Below are 21,567 nucleotides of genomic sequence, written 5' to 3'. Positions count from 1 at the left end.
GTCAACCCTCCCACGCGTGGGCGATCGCGAGAGCATCCCGCGTGGCTGCCACGTCGTGCACCCGCACCGCCCAGACTCCGACTCGGGCGGCCAGCGCGCTGGTGACCGCGGTCGCGAGGTCGCGTCGCGCCTCGGTTGCGTCGTCGTCCGGCGCCGCATGCGTGAGCACCTCCGCCAGGAAGCGCTTGCGCGATGTGCCGATCAGCACACGGGGCCCCAGGGCGACGATCTCGTCGAGCCCGCGCAGGAGCTCCCAGTTCTGGGCGCCCGCCTTCGCGAAACCGATGCCGGGATCGACGATCAGACGCGACGGGGCGATGCCCGCGGCAGCGGCCTCGCCCATCCGCTCCTTCAGCTCGCTCGCGACCTCCCGAGCGACCCTGCGGTACTCCGCCTGCGCGTACATGTCGGACGAGAATCCGCGCCAGTGCCCGATCGCATAGTCGGCTCCGGTCTCGGCGACGGTGGCCAGCATGTCGGGATCCGCGAGTCCGCCCGAGACGTCGTTCACGATGCGCGCTCCGGCGCGCACGGCGGCGGCGGCGGTCGCGGCGTTGAAGGTGTCGATGCTCACGGGGGCGCCGGCGGCGACGAGCTGCTCGATCACCGGCAGCACCCGCTCCTGCTCGACATCGGGGCCGACCCGCTCGGCACCGGGTCGTGTGGACTCGCCGCCGACGTCTAGCACCGTGGCCCCGTCGGCGCGCAGCCGCAGACCGTGCGCCACGGCCCGGTCGACGTCGAGGTAGCGCCCGCCGTCGCTGAACGAGTCGGGGGTGACGTTGACGATGCCCCAGATGCCGGTCATCCGTGCGACGCCCCTGCGCCGATCAAAGCGATGAGCTCGGCGCGCGAGACGGCGTCGGTGTAGTCGCCTCGGGCCGCGATCGTCAGCGTCGAGGCCTCGGGCTGCCGACCTCCGCGCATCGTGACGCAGCCGTGGCTGGCGTCGAGGACCACGAGGACGCCTCGGGTGTCGAGGTTCTCGGCGATCGTGTCGGCGATCTGCTCGCCCAGGCGCTCCTGCACCTGAGGTCGTGTCGCGAGGATCTCGACCACCCGGACGAGGGCGCCGAGTCCGACGACCTGCTCCCCCGGCAGATATGCGATGTGGGCGCGACCGGCGAACGGCAGCAGATGGTGCTCGCACACCGAGCGGAAGCGGATGTCCCGCAGCAGCACCGCACCCGAGGGCAGGGTGTCGGGAGCAGGCCCTCGCGTCACGCTGATCGTGTGCGCCAGCGGAGCCGCAGGGTCTTCGCCGACGCCGGCGAAGAACTCCGAGTACAGGTCGGCCATGCGCGACGGGGTCTGCTTCAGCCCCGGCCGATCAGGGTCCTCACCGATCGCCTCGAGCAGCTCGCGCGTGATCCTCTCGACGCGTGCGCGGTCGACGGACACGGGTCAGGCCGTCGCGGGTCGCGCCTGACCGGCACCGGCCGATCCCGGCTGCGTGCGCGGAGCGGCGACGGGGGCCTCGACGGATGCCGCGATCGGCACGTCCTTCTTCGGCACCTCGATCGGGGGCAGCTCCGAGACCGGACGGGCCTCGCTCGACAGCCAGAGCGGCCGCTCGGGCAGCTTGCGCACCTCGGTGAAGATCTCGGCGATCTGGTTGTGGTCGAGCGTCTCCTCCTCGAGCAGTGCCAGGGCGAGCTTGTCGAGGATGTCGCGGTTGGCGCTCAGCACCTCGTAGGCCTCGTTGTGGGCCTGCTCGATGAGCGCGCGCACCTCGGCATCCACCCGCTCCGCGACCTTCTCGGAGTACTCGCGACCCCGACCCATGTCGCGGGCCACGAACATGTCGCCGCCCTCGCTGCCGAGCTTGACCGGGCCGACCTGCGTGGTCATGCCGTACTCGATGACCATCTTGCGGGCGATCGAGGTCGCCTTCTCGATGTCGTTCGAGGCGCCGGTGGTCGGGTCGTGGAACACGAGCTCCTCCGCGACGCGGCCGCCCATCGCATAGGTGAGCTGATCCTGCAGCTCGTTGCGGGTGACGGAGTACTTGTCGTCGAGCGGCAGCACCATCGTGTAACCGAGAGCCTTGCCACGCGGCAGGATCGTGATCTTCGTCACGGGATCGGTGTAGTTCATCGCCGCCGCGGCGAGCGCGTGACCACCCTCGTGGTACGCGGTGATGAGCTTCTCCTTGTCCTTCATCACACGCGTGCGGCGCTGAGGGCCTGCGATCACGCGGTCGATGGCCTCATCGAGGGCACGGTTGTCGACGAGCTGCGCATTCGAGCGCGCGGTCAGGAGTGCGGCCTCGTTGAGGACGTTCGCGAGGTCGGCACCGGTGAATCCGGGGGTCTTGCGGGCGACGACCTCGAGGTCGACGCTCTTCGCCAGCGGCTTGCCCTTGCTGTGCACCTCGAGGATCCTCTGGCGGCCCTTGAGGTCGGGAGCGTCGACGCCGATCTGACGGTCGAAGCGGCCGGGGCGCAGGAGCGCGGGGTCGAGGATGTCGGGGCGGTTCGTCGCCGCGATGACGATGACGTTCGCGTTCGGGTCGAAGCCGTCCATCTCGACGAGCATCTGGTTCAGCGTCTGCTCGCGCTCGTCGTTTCCGCCGCCCATGCCGGCGCCGCGGTGACGGCCGACCGCATCGATCTCGTCGATGAAGATGATCGCGGGCGAGTTCTCCTTGGCCTGGTTGAACAGGTCGCGGACGCGGGAGGCGCCGACACCGACGAACATCTCGACGAAGTCGGAACCCGAGATCGAGTAGAAGGGTGCGCCTGCCTCGCCGGCCACGGCACGGGCCAGCAGGGTCTTGCCGGTTCCGGGAGGGCCGTACAGCAGGACGCCCTTCGGGATGCGTGCTCCGATGGCCTGGAACTTGGCCGGGTCCTGCAGGAACTCCTTGATCTCGTGGAGCTCCTCGATCGCCTCGTCCGCACCGGCGACGTCGGCGAAGGTGACCGTGGGGGTCTCCTTGTTGACGAGCTTGGCCTTGGACTTGCCGAACTGCATCACCTTGCCACCGCCGCCCTGCATCGACGACAGCAGCCACCAGAACAGCAGGCCGAGCAGCACGAGCGGAAGGAGAAGGGAGAGGATGCCGTCGAACCACGTGGCTCGCGGGACGGCATCGTTGAAGCCGTCCTTCGGGTCGGCGGCGCTGATGGCCTTCACGACCTCGGCGGCACGGGCCTCGACGTAGTAGAACTGCACGTTCTCGGAACCCTCGAACGCCTTCGACAGCGTCATGTCGACACGCTGATCGCCGTCGGTGGTGACGACCTCGGTGACGGTCTCGCCGGAGAGCAGCTCGAGGCCCTCCTGCGTCGTGATCTGCTTCGGCGCGCCGAGGTTCGAGATCAGCAGGAAGCCGCCGAACAGCAGCAGACCGATCAGAGCGACGTAGATCAGCGGGTTCCGCGTGAGCTTCTTGACATCCATGGTCGGATCAGCGTATCGCGCAGGCGCTAGGTGCCTGCTGTGCGTTCACCCACGGCGTACCCTCCGGCGGGCTCGAGGGTCCGCCGTCGTCTCCGTCGTCGTCAGCTGTAGACGTGCGGTGCCAGCACCGCCACATCGCGCAGGTTGCGGTAGCGCTCGTCGTAGTCGAGGCCGTACCCGACGACGAAGTCGGTCGGGATGTCGAAACCCACGTACTTGCAGTCGATGACGACCTTGGCGGCCTCGGGCTTGCGCAGCAGCGCGAGCACCTCGATCGACTCGGCACCGCGCGACTCGAAGTTCTCGAGCAGCCAACTGAGGGTGAGCCCCGAGTCGATGATGTCCTCGACGATCAGCACGTGCTTGCCGTTCAGATCGGTGTCGAGGTCTTTGCGGATCTGCACCACACCGCTCGACTTGGTGCTGGCGCCGTAGCTCGACACCGCCATCCAGTCCATCGGCGCGTGGAAGGGCAGCGCCCGCGCGAAGTCGGCCATGACCATGACCGCCCCCTTGAGCACACCGACGAGGATCAGCTCCTTGCCCTCGTAGTCGACGGCGACCTGCGCTGCCAGCTCGTCGAGCTTCGCGATGATCTCCTCCTCGGTGACGAGGATCTGGGCAAGGTCGTCCTGGATTTCCGCGGCGCGCATGGATCGATTTTAGGCGACGCGCACGGATGCTCCCGCACAGGATCCGCAGATCGGCTTACAGAATTCCGGGTGCGCCCCCGGCATCCGCACTACTCTGAGCCGTGAGACGGGCGGATGCCCTTGACGGAAGGACTCTCCATGGCTCTTGACGACATCCTGAAGCAGGTGCCGATCGACGACATCGCCGCGCAGCTCGGCGTCTCCCCCGAGGTCGCGAAGGCCGGGGTCGAGCAGGGCGGTGCCGTGCTGCTCGGCGGCCTCGCGAAGAACGCCTCCACGTCGGAGGGCTCGTCCGCGATCGAGAACGCGCTGAAGCGTCACGAGGGCAAGGCCGGAGCCGCGAAGGTCGACGAGATCGATCAGGCCGACGGCGGCAAGATCGTCTCGCACATCCTCGGCGCCGACGAGAAGAAGGTGACCGAGAAGCTCACCGAGTCGCCGCAGACGGCCGGCATCGACTTCGGCAAGCTCCTGCCGATCCTCGCCCCGATCGTGATGGGGCTCATCGCCAACGCGAACAAGGACAAGAGCGCGAAGACCGAGACCGCAGAGGCGCAGTCCGGCGGCGGAGGCATCGGCGACGTGATCGGCGGCCTGCTCGGGGGCGGGAACTCCTCGGGCGGCGGCGGGATCGGCGACCTGCTCGGCGGACTCCTCGGCGGCGGCAAGTCCTCGGGCGGCGGCGGGATCGGCGATCTCCTCGGCGGACTCCTCGGCGGCAAGAAGTAACCGACGAAGCGCGTTTCGTCGCCGACCCTCAGCGCGCGGTGAAGACGATGCGCCCGCCCTGTCGGGCGGCGGAGCAGGCGGGCAGGTCGATCGGGCCCTGACCCGACCAGTCCGTGGCGAGCCGGGCGACCTCGATGGTCTGCAGTCGCGTCAGGCTCACGCCGAACTCGCTGTCGACCACGAGACGGATGATCCGGTTGCGCAGCGCCGCCGGATTGGCCGCGAGAGCCGCGACGCTGACCGAGATGCCCGCCTCGGCGTGCTCGACGATGTCTTCGATGGTCTCGTGGATCATCTCGTCGAACGCCTCGGCGTCTTCGCGCAGCTGTTCGGCCGTGCGCACGAGGGCCTCGGCGATGCCCGGCCCGAGCTCGGACTCGAGAACCGGCAGCACGCGGTCGCGCACGCGAACCCGCGCGAAGCGCTCCTCCGAGTTGTGCGGGTCGTCCCAGACGTCGAGGTCGGATGCCGCGCAGAACGCGCGCGTCGTCTCGCGCCGCACGCCGAGCAGCGGCCGGATCCAGCGCACTCCCTCGTCGTCCTCGCGCACAGGGGCCATTCCCTGCAGGCTGGCAGCTCCGGACCCGCGGGCGAGGCCGAGAAGCACGGTCTCGGCCTGGTCGTCGAGCGTGTGGCCGAGAAGCACGGCCGTGGCGCCCGCATCCGCCGCGGCGTCCTTCAGGACCCGATACCGCGCGTCCCGAGCGGCCGCCTCCGGTCCGCCGTCGACCCCGACGTCGACCTGGACGATCAGGGCATCGAGTCCGAGCCCTGCAGCCGTCTTCGCGGCGCGCGCGGCGACGGCATCCGAGTCGTTCTGCAGCCCGTGGTCGACCGTCAGCGAGCCTGCACGAAGACCGAGCTTCGGCGCCTCGAACGCGGTCGCGGCGGCGAGCGCGAGAGAATCGGCTCCCCCGGAGAGCGCGACGATCACGGTCGACCCCTCGGGCAGGTCGGCGAGCGCGGTGCGCACGGCGAGGCGGATCTCGGCGATGACGGGTGAGAGCGAGGGCACAGCTCCACGCTAGATCACCGGACGAGATCTCGTCCCGGCGGTCGCGCCGGCACCCCGCATCGCTCTAACCTGACGACGTGGAAGATCAGGTCGACCAGGAAGCCGGGAACGGGCGATTCAGGACCGAGCGCTTCAAGGCGTTCGTCGATGCGGTCGTGGCGATCGCGATGACGCTGCTGATCCTGCCGCTCATGGAGTCGGTGTCGGACGCCGCGACGGACAAGCTCGGCACAGCGGAGTTCTTCGTCGAGCACTCCGGGCAGCTGCTGAGCTTCGGCCTCAGCTTCGTGCTCATCGCGACGTTCTGGATGGGGCATCACCGCCAGTACCGCGACGTGGAGTGGATCACTCCACCCCTGCTGTGGATCAACATCGCGTGGATGGCGACCATCGTCTGGCTGCCGGTGCCGACCGCGATGATCGGGCAGATGGACACCGACACGCTGCAGCCGCTCGTCTACATCGGCACGCTGATCCTCACGCAGCTGACCACTCTCGCCGGCTGGGTCTACCTGCTGCGCCACCCCGAGCTCACCACCACGCCCGCCGACGTCGTGCGCCGTGGGATCACGGGCGACCTCGCGGCGATAATCCTCTTCCTGATCGCGCTGGCGCTCTCGGTCTTCGTCTCCCCGGTCGGTTATGCGGGACTGCTGGTCCTGCTGCTCACCGGTGTCGTCACGAGGCTCCTGGATCGCGCATCCGGGGGCGCCCGTCGGCCACGGGTAGGCTAGTGCGCGGCATCCAACCGTCTTTTCCAAGGAGCACACGCATGGGCGCACACGACGCCGTCATCGAGATCCCGCGCGGCAGCCGCGTGAAGTACGAGGTCGACCACGAGACCGGACGAGTGCACCTCGACCGCGTGCTCTACACGACCTTCGGGTACCCGGCCGACTACGGCTACTTCGACAACACGCTCGGCGAGGACGGCGACCCGCTCGACGTGCTCGTGCTGCTCGACCACGCCATCTACCCGGGCGTCGTCGTCGAGGTGCGCCCCGTCGCCGTGCTCAAGATGAGCGACGAGGCCGGCGGAGACGACAAGCTCGTCGCCGTGCTCTCGAAGGACCCGCGCTGGGCGCACATCCAGGACATCGGCGACATCGCCGAGTACACGAAGAAGGAGATCGCGCACTTCTTCGAGCACTACAAGGACCTCGAGCCCAACAAGTGGGTCAAGGTCGACGAGTGGGGCGACGCTGCCGAGGCGCAGCGCATCCTCGACGAGGCGATCGTCCGCTTCGGCGAGCAGGGCCACTGACACAGCATCCGCCGGGCCTGGGCCCGACGCACGAGACCCCCGGTTCCGCTCAGCGGCCGGGGGTCTCGTGCATGCGGGCGGGGCTCTCAGACCGAGATGCCGCGTCCCGCGAGGAAGTCGATCGGGTTCGTGTACGCGCCGTTGATGTAGACCTCGAAGTGCAGGTGGCAGCCGACGGATGCTCCGGTGTTGCCGGCGTACGCGATGACCTGACCGGCGCCGACCCACTGGCCGCTGCGCACGTTGAACCCACCGGGCTTGATGTGCGCATAGCCCGTGGCGACGCCGCCGCCGTGCTGGATGCGGATGTAGTTGCCGTAGTTGCCGTTGGGGCCCGCGTAGTCGACGGTTCCCGACTGCGCGGCGAAGATCGCAGCGCCGCAGCCGTTGGCGAGGTCGACGCCGTAGTGGAACGCCGAGCAGGCCGGGCAGGGACGAGGGCGGGAGCCGTAGCCGGCGCTGCGGTAGCCGCCCTGCGGACGAACCCATCCGCCGGTACCCGGCTGACCTCCGGTGCCGCCACCACCGCCACCGCCGCCTCCGCCACCACCGGCAGCTGCTGCAGCTGCGGCTGCCGCTGCGGCAGCAGCCGCAGCTTCGGCTTCACGACGCTTGCGCTCCTCTTCGGCGACGCGCACGCCCTCCTGGTAGCCGGCGACCGTGGTCGCGGTCTGGTCCTTCAGGGCGGCGAGCTGCGCCTGCATGGTCGCGAGGTTGGCGGACTGCTCGTCGAGCGCTGCCTGGGCGGCATCGGCGGCGGCCTGCGCCTCGCGCATCTTCTGCTCGGCGACCTGCTGCAGACGGTCGCGCTCGGTGCGGGCGACGACGGCCTGGTCGGTGAGCGACTGCGAGGCGTCGCGCGCGGCCGTGGCCTTGTCGCGCACCGTCTGGTTGTACTGGTAGACCTTGTCCATCGTGCCGAGGCGCGAGAGAAGCTCGTCGGCGTTGTCGGCAGAGCCCGCGAAGAAGAGCTCGAGTGCCGTGTCGTCGCCGCCGTTGCGGTAGAGCTGCGCGGCGAGCTGGGCAGCCTTGCGCGAAGCGTCGTCGGCGATCACGGCCTGCGCGTCGGCCTGAGCCTGCAGCTCGTCGGCGATCGAGATCGCTTCGAAGTAGGCCTGCTGCGCGGCGTAGAACTCGTCGCCCGCGGCGACGGCCGCGGCCTGGGTCTCGGCGACCTTCTGCTGCAGGGAGGCGATGAGGCCTTCGATGCGCGAGATCTCCGCGGCCTTCGACGATTCGTTGCGCATGGCGTTCTGCACGTCATCCCAGCTGGGGTACGACGCGGCGTAGGCGGCGGTGACGCCGTTGGTCACACCGAAGGCGCTGAGGGCGACGACGCTGAGTGCACCGAGTCCGACCCCGAGGGCGCCGCGGCGGCTCAGGGAGCCCTTCTGCCAGAAGGCGCGGCTCTCGGCGGGAGTGGGCGCGCAGCCGCAATCCTCGGACGCCGCCATGGCAGCAGCATCCACGGGCGATTGCTTGTCGTTCACTCGGCCCCTTCCGCCGGATTCACAGATGCCACACTAACAACAACTTTCACATCCGCAACAGGTCGCGGCGGGGGTCGAGCGACACGGGCGTACAGGTCCATCGTCCTCCCGAACACGCCCGGGCGGAAGCCGACTCGCCCTCGATTCGCGTTTTGCTCGAATCTTCCCTTATGCTTGAGCGTCGGCAAGGAAGTCCCCCGGGACTGACTCCGGCCCCATCGTTTAGCGGCCTAGGACGCCGCCCTTTCACGGCGGTAGCACGGGTTCGAATCCCGTTGGGGTCACTCCTTCCGGTATAATTGAAAACAAGTATGGCCCTGTAGCGCAGTTGGTTAGCGTGCCGCCCTGTCACGGCGGAGGTCGCGGGTTCAAGTCCCGTCAGGGTCGCTCTAAGCGACGGGCCCTTCTTCTTCAAGGAGGGCCTTTCGTCTAGATGCGACAGGTTCAGCCGGTCGCACGGCTCTGTAGCTCAGTTGGTAGAGCGCACGACTGAAAATCGTGAGGTCACGGGATCGACGCCCGTCGGAGCCACAAGGGTGATCATTACAATCACCCCAGAAACCCTCGCCTAGCTTCTACATGGCGGGGGTTTTGCCTTGCCCCGGTTCAGGGTGGGATCGACGCGTGAACCCGAAGCTCCGACTCTCTGTCGTAGAGCAACCCGCGCGGGACGCAGCGCAGGCCCGGGATGCTGTGCCGGTGCGCGGGGGCGATCAGCGCTGTCGCCGCTCAGCCCACGAACGGCCGGGGTGCCGTCGCGCCGTCGAGGTTCATCTGCGCGCGCAGTCGCGTCACGGTGCGACGCAGCGGCTCGACCATCGAGTGCGGCCATCGGTCGTCGGTGCGGCTGGTGGGCATGGTGATGCTCAGTGCCGCCGCGACCCCGGTCTCGTCTGGCCAGGTCAGCGGCATCGCGACGCACCGGCATCCGTCGATGAACTCCTCGTCGTCGACGAAGAATCCGAGATCCCGCCCCCGGCCGATCGCCGCCAGGATGTCGTCGGGGTCGGTCAGCGTCCTCGCCGTCAGGCGGGGTATCGCGACCTGATGCAATCGCCGCCGGGCGTCGTCGTCGTCGAGTGTGCTCAGCAGGGCCTTGCCGATTCCCGTGGCATGGGCGTGCAGTCGCATGCCGACGTTCGAGGCGAGGCGCATGGGATTCGGCGACGGGCTGATCGCGATGTAGACGTTCTCGACACCATCGAGACGCGCCATCTGCACCGTCTCCCCCGTCTCATCGGTGAGCTCGGCCATGAGCGACGGCCCCGACTCGAGCAGAAGACGGTGCCCGTCGTAGCGCTGGCCGATCTGCCACGCCTTGAGACCCAGCGAGTAGCGCTTGGTCTCGACGTCGATTTCGACCCAGCCGGCCGCCACGAGTGTCTTGAGCAGGCCGTGAGTGCTCGACCGGGGCAGGCTGAGCGCGGCGACCAGCTGCGGGAACGTCTGGCCCTCCACCGCAGCGAGGTGCTCGATGATCTCGAGGGCCCGACCGGCGGATTTCACCGAGCCCGACACCTGCTCCTGCTCGGTCATGCGTCCTCCTGAGGGTGAGTTGTGCGCGCGGTGGCGATGTGTCACACTATCGCGCGTTCAGGTCTGAGACGGTCAGTTCACATACGTGAACGCATTGGATAACCCTCGTCAATGGAGATGCACCGATGTCCACTCAGTCCCCCGCGCGGCCGGAACTCGCCGCCATCGTCCGCAAGGTCACGCTCCGGCTGATCCCGATCCTGCTGCTCATGTACATCCTGGCCTTCCTCGATCGCGCCAACCTCGGCTTCGCGAAGGTCGCCTGGCAGGCCGACACCGGCATCAGCGACGCCGCCTACGCCCTCGGCGCCGGGATCTTCTTCCTCGGGTACGCCCTCTTCGAAGTCCCCTCGAACCTCATCATGCGCAAGGTCGGCGCGAAGATCTGGCTGGCGCGCATCATGGTCTCGTGGGGCATCGTCTCCTCCCTGATGGTCTTCGCGACGAATGAGTGGATCTTCTACATCCTTCGCGTCCTGCTCGGCATCACCGAGGCCGGCTTCTTCCCCGGGGTCATCCTGTTCCTCACCTACTGGATCCCCCTCAAGTTCCGCGCCCGCGTGAACGGCCTCTTCTACTTCGGCGCACCGCTCGCGTTCATCTTCGGCGGCCCCCTCTCGGGCATCCTCCTCGACCTCGACGGCAAGGTCGGAATCCACGGCTGGCAGCTGATGTTCCTCGTCACCGGCATCCTCACGGTGCTCGTCGGCATCGTCGCGTTCTTCTACCTCGACAACGGGCCGAAGGATGCGAAGTGGCTGAGCGAGCACGAGCGGTCGACGCTGCTCAGCGCGCTCGAGGCGGAGAACAGCGCCAAGGAGAACCACTCCCCGCGCGGCGCCCTGCGAGCACTCGGCAACCCGGTCGTGCTGTACTTCGCCGCCATCTACCTCACGATCCAGATGAGCGTCTACGGAGTGACGTTCTATCTGCCGACGCAGATCGCGACCATCGTCGGCAAGCCGGTCGGACTCGAGGTCGGCCTGCTCACCGCGGTGCCGTGGACCTTCGCTCTGATCATCACCTTCGTGCTCTCCCGACTCGCGGACAGCACGGGGCAGCGTCGCCTCATCGCGACCTGCGCGCTCGCGGCGGCCGGCGTCGGCATCGTGCTGTCCGCGGTCATCCAGGACCCGATCGTCGCCCTCGCCGCGCTGAGCGTCGGCGCCGCCGGCTTCATCTCCGTGCAGCCCGTGTTCTGGACGCTGCCGACGTCGTTCCTGCTCGGGGCGGCCGCCGCCAGCGGGATCGCCCTCATCAACTCGCTCGGCAGCCTCGGCGGCTTCCTCGCGCCGATCCTGAAGAACTGGGCCGACGCGACCTTCGGCGACTCCGCCGGTCTGATCGTGCTCGCCTCCATCGCCCTCCTCGGCGCCGTGCTCATCGCCCTGAGCCGCGTCGTCAGCCCCGCCGTGCGGGAGAACGACGGCGTCGGACTCACCACCCCCGAAACCGCCAGCCAGCGCTGACCCCGGTCGGCAGAAGCAAGGAGACACGCCATGCGCGAGCTCGTACTCACCGAGATCGGACGCCTCGACGTCCGCGAGACCCCGATACCGGAACCCGGACCCGACGAGGTCCTCATCCGGATCGCCGCCACGGGGATCTGCGGATCCGACGTGCACGGCTACACAGGGGAGAACGGACGACGCCACCCCGGTCAGGTGATGGGCCACGAATCGAGCGGCACGATCGCGGCAGTCGGTCCCGGCGTGGGCGACCTCACCGCGGGCATGCCCGTCACCTTCAACCCGGTCGTGGTGCCCGCCGAGGATGCGGCGGAGTTCGCCGGGCGCGAGCAGCACCACCCCGACAAGTACGTGATCGGCGTCGCCGCGGCGATCCCCGCCTCCTTCGCCGACTACGTGCTCGTGCCCGCCCGCAATGTCGTCCCCCTGCCCGACGGCCTGCCGATCGCACTCGGCGCACTGATCGAGCCCCTGGCCGTGGCGGTGCACGCGGTGCGCCGACTGCCGAAGGAGAACCTCGGGCGCGTGCTGGTGATCGGCGGCGGGCCGATCGGACAGTCGGTCGTCATCGCCCTGCGCGATGCGGGCGCCGGAACGATCGTCGTCAGCGAGATGGATGCCGCACGACGCGGGCTCGTGCAGAAGCTCGGCGCCGAGGTCATCGACCCGGCCGACGGGCCGCTCGCGGACCAGCTCCGCGCACGCGGCGGACTGGCGGACGCTGCGGTGGATGCCGTGGGCATCACTCCGACCGTGCGCGATGCCCTGACGAGCACCGCGCTCGGCGCACCGATCGTCCTCGTCGGCATGGGATCGCCCCAGGTCGCGGTCGACGCGTTCCTCGTCAGCACCGAGGAGCGCTCGCTCATCGGCAGCTTCACCTACGGCTCCGACGACTTCACGCACGCCACCCGGGTGATCGGCGCGGACCCCGAGACATACCGCGCACTGATCAGTCGCGAGATCGACGTCGCCGACGCCGACGCCGCCTTCGCCGCGCTCGCTGAGGGCGACGGCACCCCGGGCAAGATCCTGGTCCGATTCGACCGAGACGGAGAGACACGATGACCGGCACACCCACCATCCGCGAGGTCCGCGCCTACACAGTGCGCGGCGGCGGCGCCGACTACCACGATCAGGGCGCCGAGCACTGGATCGACGACCACATCGCGACCCCGATGAGCGTCTACCCCGAGTATCGCCAGTCGCGGCAGAGCTTCGGCATCAACGTGCTGGGCACGCTCGTCGTCGAGATCGAGGCGAGCGACGGCACCGTCGGATTCTCGGTGACGACAGCGGGCGAGATCGGCGCGTTCATCGTCGAGAAGCATCTCGCCCGGTTCCTCGAGGGCCGCGCGGTCACCGACATCGAGCGCATCTGGGACCAGATGTACAAGTCGACCCTGTACTACGGTCGGCGCGGGGTCGTGCTGAACGCGATCAGCGGAGTCGACCTCGCCCTCTACGACCTGCTCGGACGAATCCGCCAGGTGCCCGTCTTCGAGCTGCTCGGCGGACCCGTCCGCGACGAACTGCAGTTCTACGCCACGGGCGCCCGCCCGGACAGGGCGAAGGAACTCGGATTCATCGGCGGCAAGATGCCGCTGCATCACGGACCCGCCGAGGGCGAGGAGGGACTGCGCAAGAACATCGCGCTGCTCGCCGACATGCGCGAGAAGGTCGGCGACGACTTCTGGCTCATGTACGACTGCTGGATGTCACTCGACGTCGACTACGCCACGCGCCTGGCGCACGCCGCATCCGACTACGGCCTGAAGTGGCTGGAAGAGGCTCTCATCCCCGACGACTACTGGGGCTACGCCGAACTGCGCACGCGCGCGCCCTCGTCGATGATGATCACCACCGGCGAGCACGAGGCGACGCGGTGGGGCTTCCGCCAGCTGCTCGAGACCGGTGTCGACCTCATCCAGCCCGACGTCGGCTGGTGCGGCGGCATCACCGAGCTCATCAAGATCTCCGCCCTCGCCGACGCACACGGCACGATGGTCGTCCCCCACGGCTCGTCGGTCTACTCGTATCACTTCGTGGTCACCCGCACGAACAGCCCCTTCGCGGAGTTCCTGATGATGCATCCGACCGCCGAGGAGGTCGTGCCGATGTTCTCGCCGATGCTCGTGGGCGAACCGGTGCCCGTGAACGGGCGACTGAAGGTTCCCGAGACACCCGGCTTCGGGGTCGAGCTCTCCGACGCCATCGACAAGCACCGCCCGTACACCCACTGACCTGGAGCAACACCCATGGAATTCCTCCGCCTCGGCGACGCCGGCACCGAAACCCCCGCAGTGCGCCACGACGGCCGCATCCTGCGTCTCGACTCCCTGACACCCGACATCGACGGGGCCTTCCTCGCAGGCGACGGCATCGCGCGGACTCGCGCGGCCCTGGATGCCGGTGACCTGCCCGTCTTCGAAGGGGCCGACCTGCTGCGGGTCGGCGCCCCCATCGCGCGCCCGCAGGCCGTGCTCTGCATCGGGCAGAACTACGCCGCCCACGCCGCCGAGTCCGGGGATGCCCCGCCGACCGTGCCGATCCTCTTCCACAAGCACCCCAACACGGTCGTCGGAGCCTTCGACGACGTGCTGATCCCGCCGGGCGCCGAGAAGGTCGACTGGGAGGTCGAGCTCGGCGTCGTGATCGGCACGCGAGCGCGGTACCTCTCGAGCCCGGAAGAGGCGCTCACGCACGTCGCCGGCTACGTGGTGTCGCACGACGTGTCGGAGCGCGCCTTCCAGGTGGAGCAGTCCGGCGGCCAGTGGTCGAAGGGCAAGAACGCCGAGACATTCAACCCGCTCGGCCCCGCTCTCGTGCCCGCCGATGAGGTCGACCCGCAGGCACTGCGCCTCTGGTCGGCCGTCAACGGCGAGACGCGGCAGGACTCGAACACGGCCGACATGATCTTCACCGTCGCTCAGATCGTGCACCACCTGTCGCAGTACCTCGTGCTCGAACCCGGCGACCTCATCAACACCGGCACACCTCAGGGCGTGGCCCTCTCGGGGCGGTTCCCGTATCTGCGAGCGGGTGACGTCGTCGAGATCGGCATCGACGGGTTGGGCGCCCAGCGACAGCGCCTGGTGGACGCGGTCGTCTAGGACGCGTCTCCCCTATCGGTGGTGGGGCTCGCGGCAGTCTGAGTGTGTGAGGTCGACGGGGTTCGCGGTATCGCACCGGGATCCGACTGATGTGATCCACGCCCTGGGCTCCGTCGATAGCATGTACGCATGCAGATGATCGGCGTGCTCGGTGGCATGAGCTGGGAGTCGTCGTTGGACTGGTATCGGCTCGCCAACGAAAAGGTCCGGCAAGAGCTTGGCGGCTTCCACTCCGCCCCCGTCCTGTTGGACTCGCTCGACTTCGCCGAGATCGAAGCGCTGCAAGCCTCCGGTGACTGGGAAGCGGCGGGCGCGGTCCTCGCCGCCCATGCGAAGGGTCTTGAGGCCGCCGGCGTAGGGCTCGTCGTCCTGTGCACGAACACGATGCACCTGGTCGCCGACCGGATCACCGACGCGATCCGCGTTCCGTTCCTGCACATCGCAGACACGACGGCAGAAGCGATCAGCGCAGCAGATCTGCGAACGGTCGGCCTGCTCGGGACCGCCTTCACGATGGAACAAGCCTTCTACCGTGAACGCCTCGCATTGCACGGCATCACCGCCGTGATCCCGGACGCTGAGGATCGAGCGACGGTGCACAGCATCATCTACGACGAATTGGTGCTGGGCATCGTCACCGAAGAGTCACGACAGAGGTACCGCGACGTCATCGCGAACCTGGTCGCCGCCGGAGCCGAAGGAATCATCCTCGGATGCACCGAAATCGAGCTCCTCATCACGCAGCAGGACGCACCAGTACCGGTGTTCCCGACGACCGCGCTACACGTCGCGGCTGCTCTGAAAGCTGCAGGCCTCTGACAGCATCTTCCCGCAACCCCAACGCGAGCTCCCGCGGCGCAGTCTTCACGACACGAGTCCGCCCAATGGGAGACACGCCCTAGGCAGCCTCCCGGATGACCGCGACGGCTCCCGCGGCAACCGACACGGTCCCCGCATACTCGACCCCGGTCAGCAGGTCGACGCCCGAGGCTTCGGCCCGCCCCTCCTCGGCGGAGTGGTTGATGAGGAAGAGATACGAGACGCCGTCGCCGACCCGCCGCATGGCCTCCACGCCCGGTGAGACGACAGCGGTCGGCTCGATGTCGCTCTCGGCCAGCAGTCGGTCGACGAGCGCTCCCAGGCTCTCCGGGTCGAGATCGACCGACAGGTAGTAGGCCGATCCCGCGCCGACGCGACGCCTGGTGAGAGCCGGCCCGCCGGCGAGGGGTCCCTCGGTGTGACGCGCCAGCACCTCGGTGCCGTCGTCGGGTTCGGGTTCGCGCAGTCGCTCGGCCCAGCGGCGCACCGTCCAGCCGTTGTCCAGACGCAGCGCCTGGTCGGCGTCGAGCGGGGAGAACTCCTCGCTCGTCACGCCGAGCATCGCCCGGAATGCTCCCGGATACCCGCCGAGGCGCACGGTGTTGACCTCGTCGACGATGCCGGAGAACCAGGTGACGAGCACCGTGCCGCCGGCTTCGACGAAGTCGTGCACGGCGCGCGCGTTCTCGTCGGACACGAGGAACAGCCCGGGCACGACGACCAGCCGATAGGGGTCGAGAGCGGCCCAGGGGGCGACGACATCAGCCGTCACCGCCCGAGCGAACAGGGCGTTGTGCACGGCCCGGGCGGTGTCGGCGTAACGGAGGTCGTTGATCGGCTTCAACCCCGACTTCAGCGCCCATCCGGCCTCGTTGTCGTGGAGGATCGCCACGTCCGCGGGCGCGACGGTGGTGCCTCGCACCTCGGCGAGCGCCTCGAGCTGCGCCCCGAGATCGACCACATCGCGGAAGACGCGGCTCTGCGGGCCCGAGTGCGGGAGCATCGCCGAGTGGAACTGCTCGGTGCCCGATCGCGAGGCCCGCCACTGGAAGTACATGACGCTGTCCGAGCCGCGGGCCACATGGGCGAGCGCGTGCCGGGCGAGCTCCCCCGGCTCCTTGGGCTGATTGATGCGATGCCAGCTCGAGGCTCCCGTGGCGTGCTCCATGAGCATCCAGGGGCCGCCGGCACTGAGTCCGCGCATGCGATCGCCGCTGAAAGCCAGGTCCTGGTGGCGCAGAGGGTCGGGCCCGAAGGTGTAGTGGTCGTTGGCAACGACGTCCATCTCGTCGGCCCAGCGCGTGTAGTCGACGACGTCGGGGCCGAGACCCACCATGAAGTTCGTGGTCACCGGCACGCCGGGGGCGAGCCGCTGCAGCACCTGCTTCTCGGCGCGGTAGTGGTCGAGCAGCTCGTCGGACGAGAACCTCTCGTAGTCGAGGAGCTGGCCGGGGTTGTGCGCCGTCTCGCCCCAGGGCGACGTCACCTCCTCGAACGACGAGTAGGTGTTGCCCCAGAACGACATGCCCCACGCGGCGTTGAGCGCGTCGACGGTGACGTACTTCGCCTCGACCCACTCCCGGAATCGGGCGTTCGAGACGGGGCAGTGACAGCGCGCGTTCCCCCCGCCCAGCTCGTTGCTGACGTGCCACAGTCGCACGGCCGGGTGGCCGGCGACGTGCGCGGCCAGTCGCTCGACGATGCGCAGCGCGTACCCGCGGAACACGGGCGACGACGGGCACCAGCCGAGGCGACCGCCGGGAGCGAGCGGATGCCGGTTCCGGTCCTGCGGGAGGATCTCGGGATGCAGCCGGTGCAGCCACATCGGCACGGCGGCCGTGGGCGTCGCGAGGTCGACAGCGATGCCGTTCTCGTGCAGGAGGTCGAGCATGCGGTCGAGCCAGGAGAAGTCGAAGACCCCCTCACGCGGCTCGTGCACCGCCCAGGAGAAGACGCCGAGCGTGACGAGGGTGACCCCGGCCTCGCGCATCAGCGCCATGTCCTCGAGCACCACCTCCCACGGCCACTGCTCGGGGCTGTAGTCGCCGCCGAAGGAGATCCCCTCGGTCGGCCAGGGGGTCGATCGGCGTCGCGCCGCGACGACGGGTTCGGTGCTGGACGTCATCCGCGATCCCCCTCCGCAGCCGGGTCGGTGCACGAACCCACGCCGCGGTCAGGCATGAGCGGGCTCCCGATCCGCCGACTCCCACGACTGCGTGTAGTGGTTGAAGCACACGGTGTTGTCGAGCGTCGACCGGTCGGTGACCACCTCGCCCGAGACGACCTTGCCGATCTTCTCCGGGTCGGGAGCGGCGACGGCGAGCAGGCGCGTATACGCGTGCTGGGGGTTGAGGATCACGTCGTCGGCCGGACCCCGTTCGACGATGCGTCCGCGGTACAGCACGAGGATCTCATCGGAGAAGTGCCGGGCGGTGGCGAGGTCGTGGGTGATGTAGAGCAGCGCCAGATCGTCTTCTCGCTGCAGCCGGCCCAGCAGATTGAGCACCCCGAGCCTGATCGACACGTCGAGCATCGAGACGGGCTCGTCGGCGATGAGCACCTCGGCACCCGGCGCCAGCGCCCGGGCGATCGCGACGCGCTGCCGCTGTCCGCCCGAGAGCTCGTGCGGCCGGCGCGCCGCGACGTCATCCGCAGGGTGCAGGTTGACCCGTTCGAGCATCGAGAGCACCTTCTCGTGCACGGCGCGAGCATTGCGGTCCGGGTGATGGATGCGGATCGGCCGAGCGATGTGGTGCTCGATCGTGTGGAAGGGATTGAGCGACGCGAACGGGTCCTGGAACACCATCTGCACGTGCTGGCGGTAGAGCGAACGGGGCACCGGCGTGCCGTCGTCCCTCGTCACCTCGATGCGTCCTCCCGACGGCTTCTCGAGCCGCGACAGGATGCGCGCGATGGTCGACTTGCCCGACCCCGACTCCCCCACGAGCGCGACGGTGCGCCCCGGGACCAGCTCGAACGAGACCCGGTCGACGGCGCGGAACGCGCTGCGTCCGAGTCCCTTCTTGATCGTGTAGTCCTTCGTCAGCTCGGACACGCGGATGGTGGTCATCGGTGGTCCCCCTGTCCTTCGTCGTCTCCGGTGCGGATGAAGCCGCCGCGTGACCCGCTGAGGCTCGGGAACGACGACAGCAGCTGTCGCGTGTACTCGTGCTCGGGCTCGCGGTAGATGCGCTCGGCCGTGCCGAGCTCGACGATCTCGCCGCGCAGCATGATCGCGATGCGGTCGCTGATCTCCAGCAGCAGCGGGAGGTCGTGGGTGATGAAGATGACCGCGAAATCGAGCTCGTCCCGCAGGCGCACGATCTCACGCAGGATGTCGCGCTGCACCACCACGTCGAGCGCCGTGGTCGGCTCGTCCATGATCATGACCTGGGGTTCGAGCAGCATCGCCATCGCGATCATCACGCGCTGCCGCATGCCGCCCGAGAGCTCGTGCGGGTACGACTGCAGCCGCGCCCGATCGACGCCGACGCGTTCGAGCACGTCGCCCGCCCGCTCGACGCGCTGCCGCTTCGACAGCTCGGGCCGGTGCGTCAGCAGCACATCGCACAGCTGCGCCTTGATCGTCGTGACGGGGTTGAGCGCGTTCATCGCCCCTTGGAAGACCATCGACAGCTTCGTCCAGCGGAAGGCCCGCAGCTCGTCGTCCTCCAGCGCCATCAGGTCGAGGTCGGAGCCGTCGCGGTCGTGGAACGTGATGGTCCCCGAGGCGATGCGGGCCGGCGGCTTGTGCAGCCGGTTGATCGCATAGGCGAGCGTCGTCTTGCCGCATCCGGATTCCCCCGCGAGCCCGAGGATCTCACCGGGGGCGAGCGTCAGACTCGCGTTCTTCACCGCCGTGACCGGCGTCTCGACCTCGTAGACCACCGAGAGGTCGTCGATGCTGATGACCGCCGCCCGCTCGGATCGGCGCGGGGGTGCTTCGGTGAGTGTCATGATGCCAGGGCCTTTCTCTCGCGGGTCTCGCGGGCGGCGACGGCGCGCTCTTCGCGGGCCGCGATCCGCGCGCGGCGACGGTGCAGCCGCACGTTCTTGAGCTTGGGGTTGATGATCTCGTCGATCGAGAAGTTGACGAGCGAGAGCCCCATGCCGAACAGGGCGATGATGAGTCCCGGCGGCACGAACCACCACCAGGCGCCGAGCGACAGGGCGAAGCCGTTCTGCGCGTAGAACAACATCGTGCCCAGCGTCGAGGAGTTCGAGGCGCCGAGACCGAGGAACGAGAGTCCCGCCTCGCCGAGGATCGCCGCGATCACGGCGAACACGAACTGCGAGGCGAGCACGGGGAGCAGGTTCGGGAGGATCTCGACCGCGATCACCCGTCCGGCCTTCTCTCCTGCGACCCGGGATGCGGCGACGTAGTCGCGGTTGCGGATCGACAGCGTCTGCGCGCGGAGCACACGGCTGGATGCCGCCCACCCCGTGATCGCGAGCACGACCGCGATCGTCCACAGACCGCGCTGCTCCTGCGGCACGAAGCCGGAGATCACGATCACGAGCGGAAGCCCCGGGATGACGAGGAACACGTTCGAGAACAGCGAGAACGCCTCGTCGGCGAAACCGCCGATGTAGGCACCCAGGATGCCGAAGAACGCCGAGAGCAGCGTCGCCAGCACACCGACGATCAGACCGATCTGCAGGGATCCGGCCGTCGCGTGGGCGAGCTGTGCGAACACGTCCTGCCCCGTCTGCGTGGTTCCGAGGATGTGCTCGGCGCTCGGCGGCTGCAGACCCGTGTCGCGGATGGTCGTCGGATCCTGCACGAAGAGGGGTCCGATGACTCCGAACAGGGTGATGCCGCCGATGAGGAGGAGTCCGAAGGCGAGCCACGGCGTCATGGTCGGCAGCATCATGCGCCAGGCGGACCGCGGCGGCTTGCCCCGCTCCGCCCGAGCGGTCGCGAGCGTCATCGTCGAATCGGCGACGGTGGGCTCGGTCCGAGGTGAGAGGTTCGTCATTCGCCGAATCCTTCCGAGGGGTGGAGCGTGGATGCGGAGTCCGCGGTCATCGTCGAGCGCCTCATGCGTTCACCCGGGTGCGCGGATCGATGATGCCGTAGAACAGGTCGACGATCAGGTTGGCGCCGAGCACGGCGAGGGTGATGAACAGGAACAGCCCCTGCATCAGCGCGTAGTCGTTGTTCGTGACGGCCGAGAGCAGCTTCGATCCGATGCCCGGGTACGAGAACACCTGCTCGGTGACGATGGAGCCCGACACGACGAACCCGAGCGAGATCGCGAAGCCGGCGATCGACGGGAGCACCGCGTTGCGGGCCGCGTAGCTGCGGAGGATGCGTCCGGGCGTGAGCCCCTTCGCCTGTGCGGTGACGATGTAGTCCTCCGACAGCGTCGACACCATCATGTTGCGCATGCCGAGCAGCCACCCGCCGACCGACGCGATGACGATCGTGAGCGCCGGAAGGAACCCGTACTGGATCGCGGAGCCGATGAACTCCCAGCTGAACCCCGGATCGAGCACCACGTCGTATCCGCCCTGCGACGGGAACATCTTGAGCGTCGACGCGAAGAAGTACACCAGGATCAGCGCCAGCCAGAAGTACGGCACGGCGGCGAGCAGGGTCGTGGCGGGCACCAGCGAGTCGAGCCAGGTGCCCGGCTTCCACCCCACGATCGCGCCGAGGGTGACGCCGATGACCGCGGCGAGCACCGTCGCCACCCCGACGAGCACGATGGTCCACGGCAGCGAGGTGCTGATCACCTCGGTCACCGGCGTGGGGAAGTAGCTCACCGAGACTCCGAGGTCGCCCCGGAAGACGTTGACGAGGTAGTTCCAGTACTGCAGGAGCAGCGGCTGGTCGGAGTCGCCGCCGAGAAGGAGCTCGTAGGCATCGCGGGTCGCCGGGGTGACGATGCCACCCCTCTGCTGCAGCTTCGCGAGCAGGATGTCGACCGGGTTGCCCGGCAGCAGCCGGGGGATCAGGAAGTTCAGGGTCAGCGCCGCCCACAGGGCGACGAGGTAGAACCCCAGCTTTCGAACGACATAGTTCACGGCGTCCGTCCTCCGTCCCGACCCACGCGTTCCTTCGCGGCGGC

General features: G+C 68.6%; 20 protein-coding genes and 3 tRNA genes. 11 read left to right on the top strand and 12 right to left on the bottom strand.

Features of this window, described 5'->3' with window-relative positions:
- Position 1: 1 nt before the first annotated feature.
- The 4 genes from folP to hpt all read right to left on the bottom strand — a co-directional run bounded on the left by folP (position 2) and on the right by hpt (position 4,058).
- On the bottom strand, positions 2-808 hold the full coding sequence (folP, locus tag HWD99_RS00490) for a dihydropteroate synthase (protein ID WP_241794254.1): 807 nt from the start codon (positions 806-808) through the stop codon (positions 2-4).
- Positions 805-1,401: a GTP cyclohydrolase I gene (gene folE, locus HWD99_RS00485; protein ID WP_241794253.1), complete on the bottom strand. Its 597-nt coding sequence runs from the start codon at positions 1,399-1,401 to the stop codon at positions 805-807. Before folE ends, folP begins: the two co-directional genes overlap by 4 nt.
- Positions 1,402-1,404: 3 nt before the next feature.
- Positions 1,405-3,405 carry an ATP-dependent zinc metalloprotease FtsH gene (gene ftsH, locus HWD99_RS00480; RefSeq protein ID WP_241794252.1) on the bottom strand — a complete coding sequence of 667 codons (2,001 nt, stop codon included), beginning with the start codon at positions 3,403-3,405 and terminating at the stop codon, positions 1,405-1,407.
- A 101-nt stretch (positions 3,406-3,506) separates the two neighbouring features.
- Complete coding sequence (hpt, locus tag HWD99_RS00475) at positions 3,507-4,058, bottom strand: hypoxanthine phosphoribosyltransferase (protein WP_194762702.1); 552 nt, start codon at positions 4,056-4,058, stop codon at positions 3,507-3,509.
- Between the two features lie 138 nt (positions 4,059-4,196).
- Here hpt and HWD99_RS00470 point away from each other — a divergent pair, with 138 nt between their 5' ends.
- The gene (locus tag HWD99_RS00470) at positions 4,197-4,787 is read left to right on the top strand and encodes a DUF937 domain-containing protein (protein WP_241794250.1); all 591 of its coding nucleotides are present in this window, start codon (positions 4,197-4,199) and stop codon (positions 4,785-4,787) included.
- 28 nt (positions 4,788-4,815) lie between these two features.
- Here the strand turns inward: HWD99_RS00470 and tilS are convergent, their stop codons facing one another.
- Positions 4,816-5,802 carry a tRNA lysidine(34) synthetase TilS gene (gene tilS / locus HWD99_RS00465; RefSeq protein WP_241794249.1) on the bottom strand — a complete coding sequence of 329 codons (987 nt, stop codon included), beginning with the start codon at positions 5,800-5,802 and terminating at the stop codon, positions 4,816-4,818.
- 77 nt (positions 5,803-5,879) lie between these two features.
- On the opposite strand from tilS, the gene HWD99_RS00460 reads away from it, so the two are divergent.
- Positions 5,880-6,536 (top strand): TMEM175 family protein, encoded by a 657-nt coding sequence (locus HWD99_RS00460; protein WP_241794248.1) that lies wholly within the window; start codon positions 5,880-5,882, stop codon positions 6,534-6,536.
- 38 nt (positions 6,537-6,574) lie between these two features.
- Positions 6,575-7,066, top strand: coding sequence for an inorganic diphosphatase (locus HWD99_RS00455; protein WP_060926386.1), 492 nt, complete (start codon positions 6,575-6,577; stop codon positions 7,064-7,066).
- An 86-nt stretch (positions 7,067-7,152) separates the two neighbouring features.
- On the opposite strand, the gene HWD99_RS00450 is transcribed toward HWD99_RS00455, so the two are convergent.
- Positions 7,153-8,556 (bottom strand): M23 family metallopeptidase, encoded by a 1,404-nt coding sequence (locus tag HWD99_RS00450; protein WP_241794247.1) that lies wholly within the window; start codon positions 8,554-8,556, stop codon positions 7,153-7,155.
- 211 nt (positions 8,557-8,767) lie between these two features.
- On the opposite strand from HWD99_RS00450, the gene HWD99_RS00445 reads away from it, so the two are divergent.
- The 3 genes from HWD99_RS00445 (at position 8,768) to HWD99_RS00435 (ending at position 9,087) form a co-directional block, all read left to right on the top strand.
- A tRNA-Glu gene (locus HWD99_RS00445) sits at positions 8,768-8,840 on the top strand.
- A gap of 29 nt (positions 8,841-8,869) precedes the next feature.
- A tRNA-Asp gene (locus HWD99_RS00440) sits at positions 8,870-8,943 on the top strand.
- Between the two features lie 71 nt (positions 8,944-9,014).
- Positions 9,015-9,087, top strand: a tRNA-Phe gene (locus HWD99_RS00435).
- A 198-nt stretch (positions 9,088-9,285) separates the two neighbouring features.
- Here HWD99_RS00435 and HWD99_RS00430 read toward each other — a convergent pair.
- A complete protein-coding gene (locus HWD99_RS00430) occupies positions 9,286-10,092 on the bottom strand; it encodes an IclR family transcriptional regulator (RefSeq protein ID WP_241794246.1) in 807 nt (268 codons plus the stop codon).
- A gap of 125 nt (positions 10,093-10,217) precedes the next feature.
- On the opposite strand from HWD99_RS00430, the gene HWD99_RS00425 reads away from it, so the two are divergent.
- From HWD99_RS00425 to HWD99_RS00405, 5 genes are all read left to right on the top strand, one after another.
- Positions 10,218-11,561, top strand: coding sequence for an MFS transporter (locus HWD99_RS00425; RefSeq protein ID WP_241794244.1), 1,344 nt, complete (start codon positions 10,218-10,220; stop codon positions 11,559-11,561).
- Between the two features lie 30 nt (positions 11,562-11,591).
- Positions 11,592-12,629, top strand: coding sequence for a zinc-binding dehydrogenase (locus HWD99_RS00420; protein WP_241794243.1), 1,038 nt, complete (start codon positions 11,592-11,594; stop codon positions 12,627-12,629).
- On the top strand, positions 12,626-13,804 hold the full coding sequence (gene rhmD / locus HWD99_RS00415) for an L-rhamnonate dehydratase (RefSeq protein ID WP_241794242.1): 1,179 nt from the start codon (positions 12,626-12,628) through the stop codon (positions 13,802-13,804). Before HWD99_RS00420 ends, rhmD begins: the two co-directional genes overlap by 4 nt.
- 15 nt (positions 13,805-13,819) lie before the next feature.
- Positions 13,820-14,674 (top strand): fumarylacetoacetate hydrolase family protein, encoded by an 855-nt coding sequence (locus tag HWD99_RS00410; protein ID WP_241794240.1) that lies wholly within the window; start codon positions 13,820-13,822, stop codon positions 14,672-14,674.
- 129 nt (positions 14,675-14,803) lie between these two features.
- The gene (locus HWD99_RS00405; RefSeq protein ID WP_241794239.1) at positions 14,804-15,493 is read left to right on the top strand and encodes an aspartate/glutamate racemase family protein; all 690 of its coding nucleotides are present in this window, start codon (positions 14,804-14,806) and stop codon (positions 15,491-15,493) included.
- 79 nt (positions 15,494-15,572) lie between these two features.
- Here the strand turns inward: HWD99_RS00405 and HWD99_RS00400 are convergent, their stop codons facing one another.
- The 5 genes from HWD99_RS00400 to HWD99_RS00380 all read right to left on the bottom strand — a co-directional run bounded on the left by HWD99_RS00400 (position 15,573) and on the right by HWD99_RS00380 (position 21,523).
- The gene (locus tag HWD99_RS00400; RefSeq protein WP_241794237.1) at positions 15,573-17,618 is read right to left on the bottom strand and encodes a beta-galactosidase; all 2,046 of its coding nucleotides are present in this window, start codon (positions 17,616-17,618) and stop codon (positions 15,573-15,575) included.
- A 48-nt stretch (positions 17,619-17,666) separates the two neighbouring features.
- Complete coding sequence (locus HWD99_RS00395) at positions 17,667-18,563, bottom strand: ABC transporter ATP-binding protein (protein WP_241794235.1); 897 nt, start codon at positions 18,561-18,563, stop codon at positions 17,667-17,669.
- Entirely contained in the window at positions 18,560-19,450 is an 891-nt protein-coding gene (locus HWD99_RS00390) for an ABC transporter ATP-binding protein (protein ID WP_241794233.1), read from the bottom strand. The genes HWD99_RS00395 and HWD99_RS00390 overlap by 4 nt, the downstream gene beginning before the upstream one ends.
- Entirely contained in the window at positions 19,447-20,472 is a 1,026-nt protein-coding gene (locus HWD99_RS00385; protein WP_241794232.1) for an ABC transporter permease, read from the bottom strand. The genes HWD99_RS00390 and HWD99_RS00385 overlap by 4 nt, the downstream gene beginning before the upstream one ends.
- Positions 20,473-20,533: 61 nt before the next feature.
- Positions 20,534-21,523 (bottom strand): ABC transporter permease, encoded by a 990-nt coding sequence (locus HWD99_RS00380; RefSeq protein ID WP_241794231.1) that lies wholly within the window; start codon positions 21,521-21,523, stop codon positions 20,534-20,536.
- Positions 21,524-21,567: the final 44 nt, after the last annotated feature.

The sequence above is a fragment of the Microbacterium sp. C5A9 genome, from assembly GCF_022627955.1.
Taxonomy (GTDB): Bacteria; Actinomycetota; Actinomycetes; order Actinomycetales; family Microbacteriaceae; genus Microbacterium.
This window is presented reverse-complemented; position numbering and strand designations above follow the sequence as displayed.

Excerpts from the sequence above, each read along its gene's own strand:
- folP (WP_241794254.1), bottom strand. The coding sequence starts at position 808 with ATGACCGGCATCTGGGGCATCGTCAACGTCACCCCCGACTCGTTCAGC.
- ftsH (WP_241794252.1), bottom strand. The coding sequence starts at position 3,405 with ATGGATGTCAAGAAGCTCACGCGGAACCCGCTGATCTACGTCGCTCTG.
- hpt (WP_194762702.1), bottom strand. The coding sequence starts at position 4,058 with ATGCGCGCCGCGGAAATCCAGGACGACCTTGCCCAGATCCTCGTCACC.
- HWD99_RS00470 (WP_241794250.1), top strand. The coding sequence starts at position 4,197 with ATGGCTCTTGACGACATCCTGAAGCAGGTGCCGATCGACGACATCGCC.
- HWD99_RS00455 (WP_060926386.1), top strand. The coding sequence starts at position 6,575 with ATGGGCGCACACGACGCCGTCATCGAGATCCCGCGCGGCAGCCGCGTG.
- HWD99_RS00430 (WP_241794246.1), bottom strand. The coding sequence starts at position 10,092 with ATGACCGAGCAGGAGCAGGTGTCGGGCTCGGTGAAATCCGCCGGTCGG.
- HWD99_RS00425 (WP_241794244.1), top strand. The coding sequence starts at position 10,218 with ATGTCCACTCAGTCCCCCGCGCGGCCGGAACTCGCCGCCATCGTCCGC.
- HWD99_RS00420 (WP_241794243.1), top strand. The coding sequence starts at position 11,592 with ATGCGCGAGCTCGTACTCACCGAGATCGGACGCCTCGACGTCCGCGAG.
- rhmD (WP_241794242.1), top strand. The coding sequence starts at position 12,626 with ATGACCGGCACACCCACCATCCGCGAGGTCCGCGCCTACACAGTGCGC.
- HWD99_RS00410 (WP_241794240.1), top strand. The coding sequence starts at position 13,820 with ATGGAATTCCTCCGCCTCGGCGACGCCGGCACCGAAACCCCCGCAGTG.
- HWD99_RS00405 (WP_241794239.1), top strand. The coding sequence starts at position 14,804 with ATGCAGATGATCGGCGTGCTCGGTGGCATGAGCTGGGAGTCGTCGTTG.
- HWD99_RS00400 (WP_241794237.1), bottom strand. The coding sequence starts at position 17,618 with ATGACGTCCAGCACCGAACCCGTCGTCGCGGCGCGACGCCGATCGACC.
- HWD99_RS00395 (WP_241794235.1), bottom strand. The coding sequence starts at position 18,563 with ATGACCACCATCCGCGTGTCCGAGCTGACGAAGGACTACACGATCAAG.
- HWD99_RS00390 (WP_241794233.1), bottom strand. The coding sequence starts at position 19,450 with ATGACACTCACCGAAGCACCCCCGCGCCGATCCGAGCGGGCGGCGGTC.
- HWD99_RS00385 (WP_241794232.1), bottom strand. The coding sequence starts at position 20,472 with ATGACGAACCTCTCACCTCGGACCGAGCCCACCGTCGCCGATTCGACG.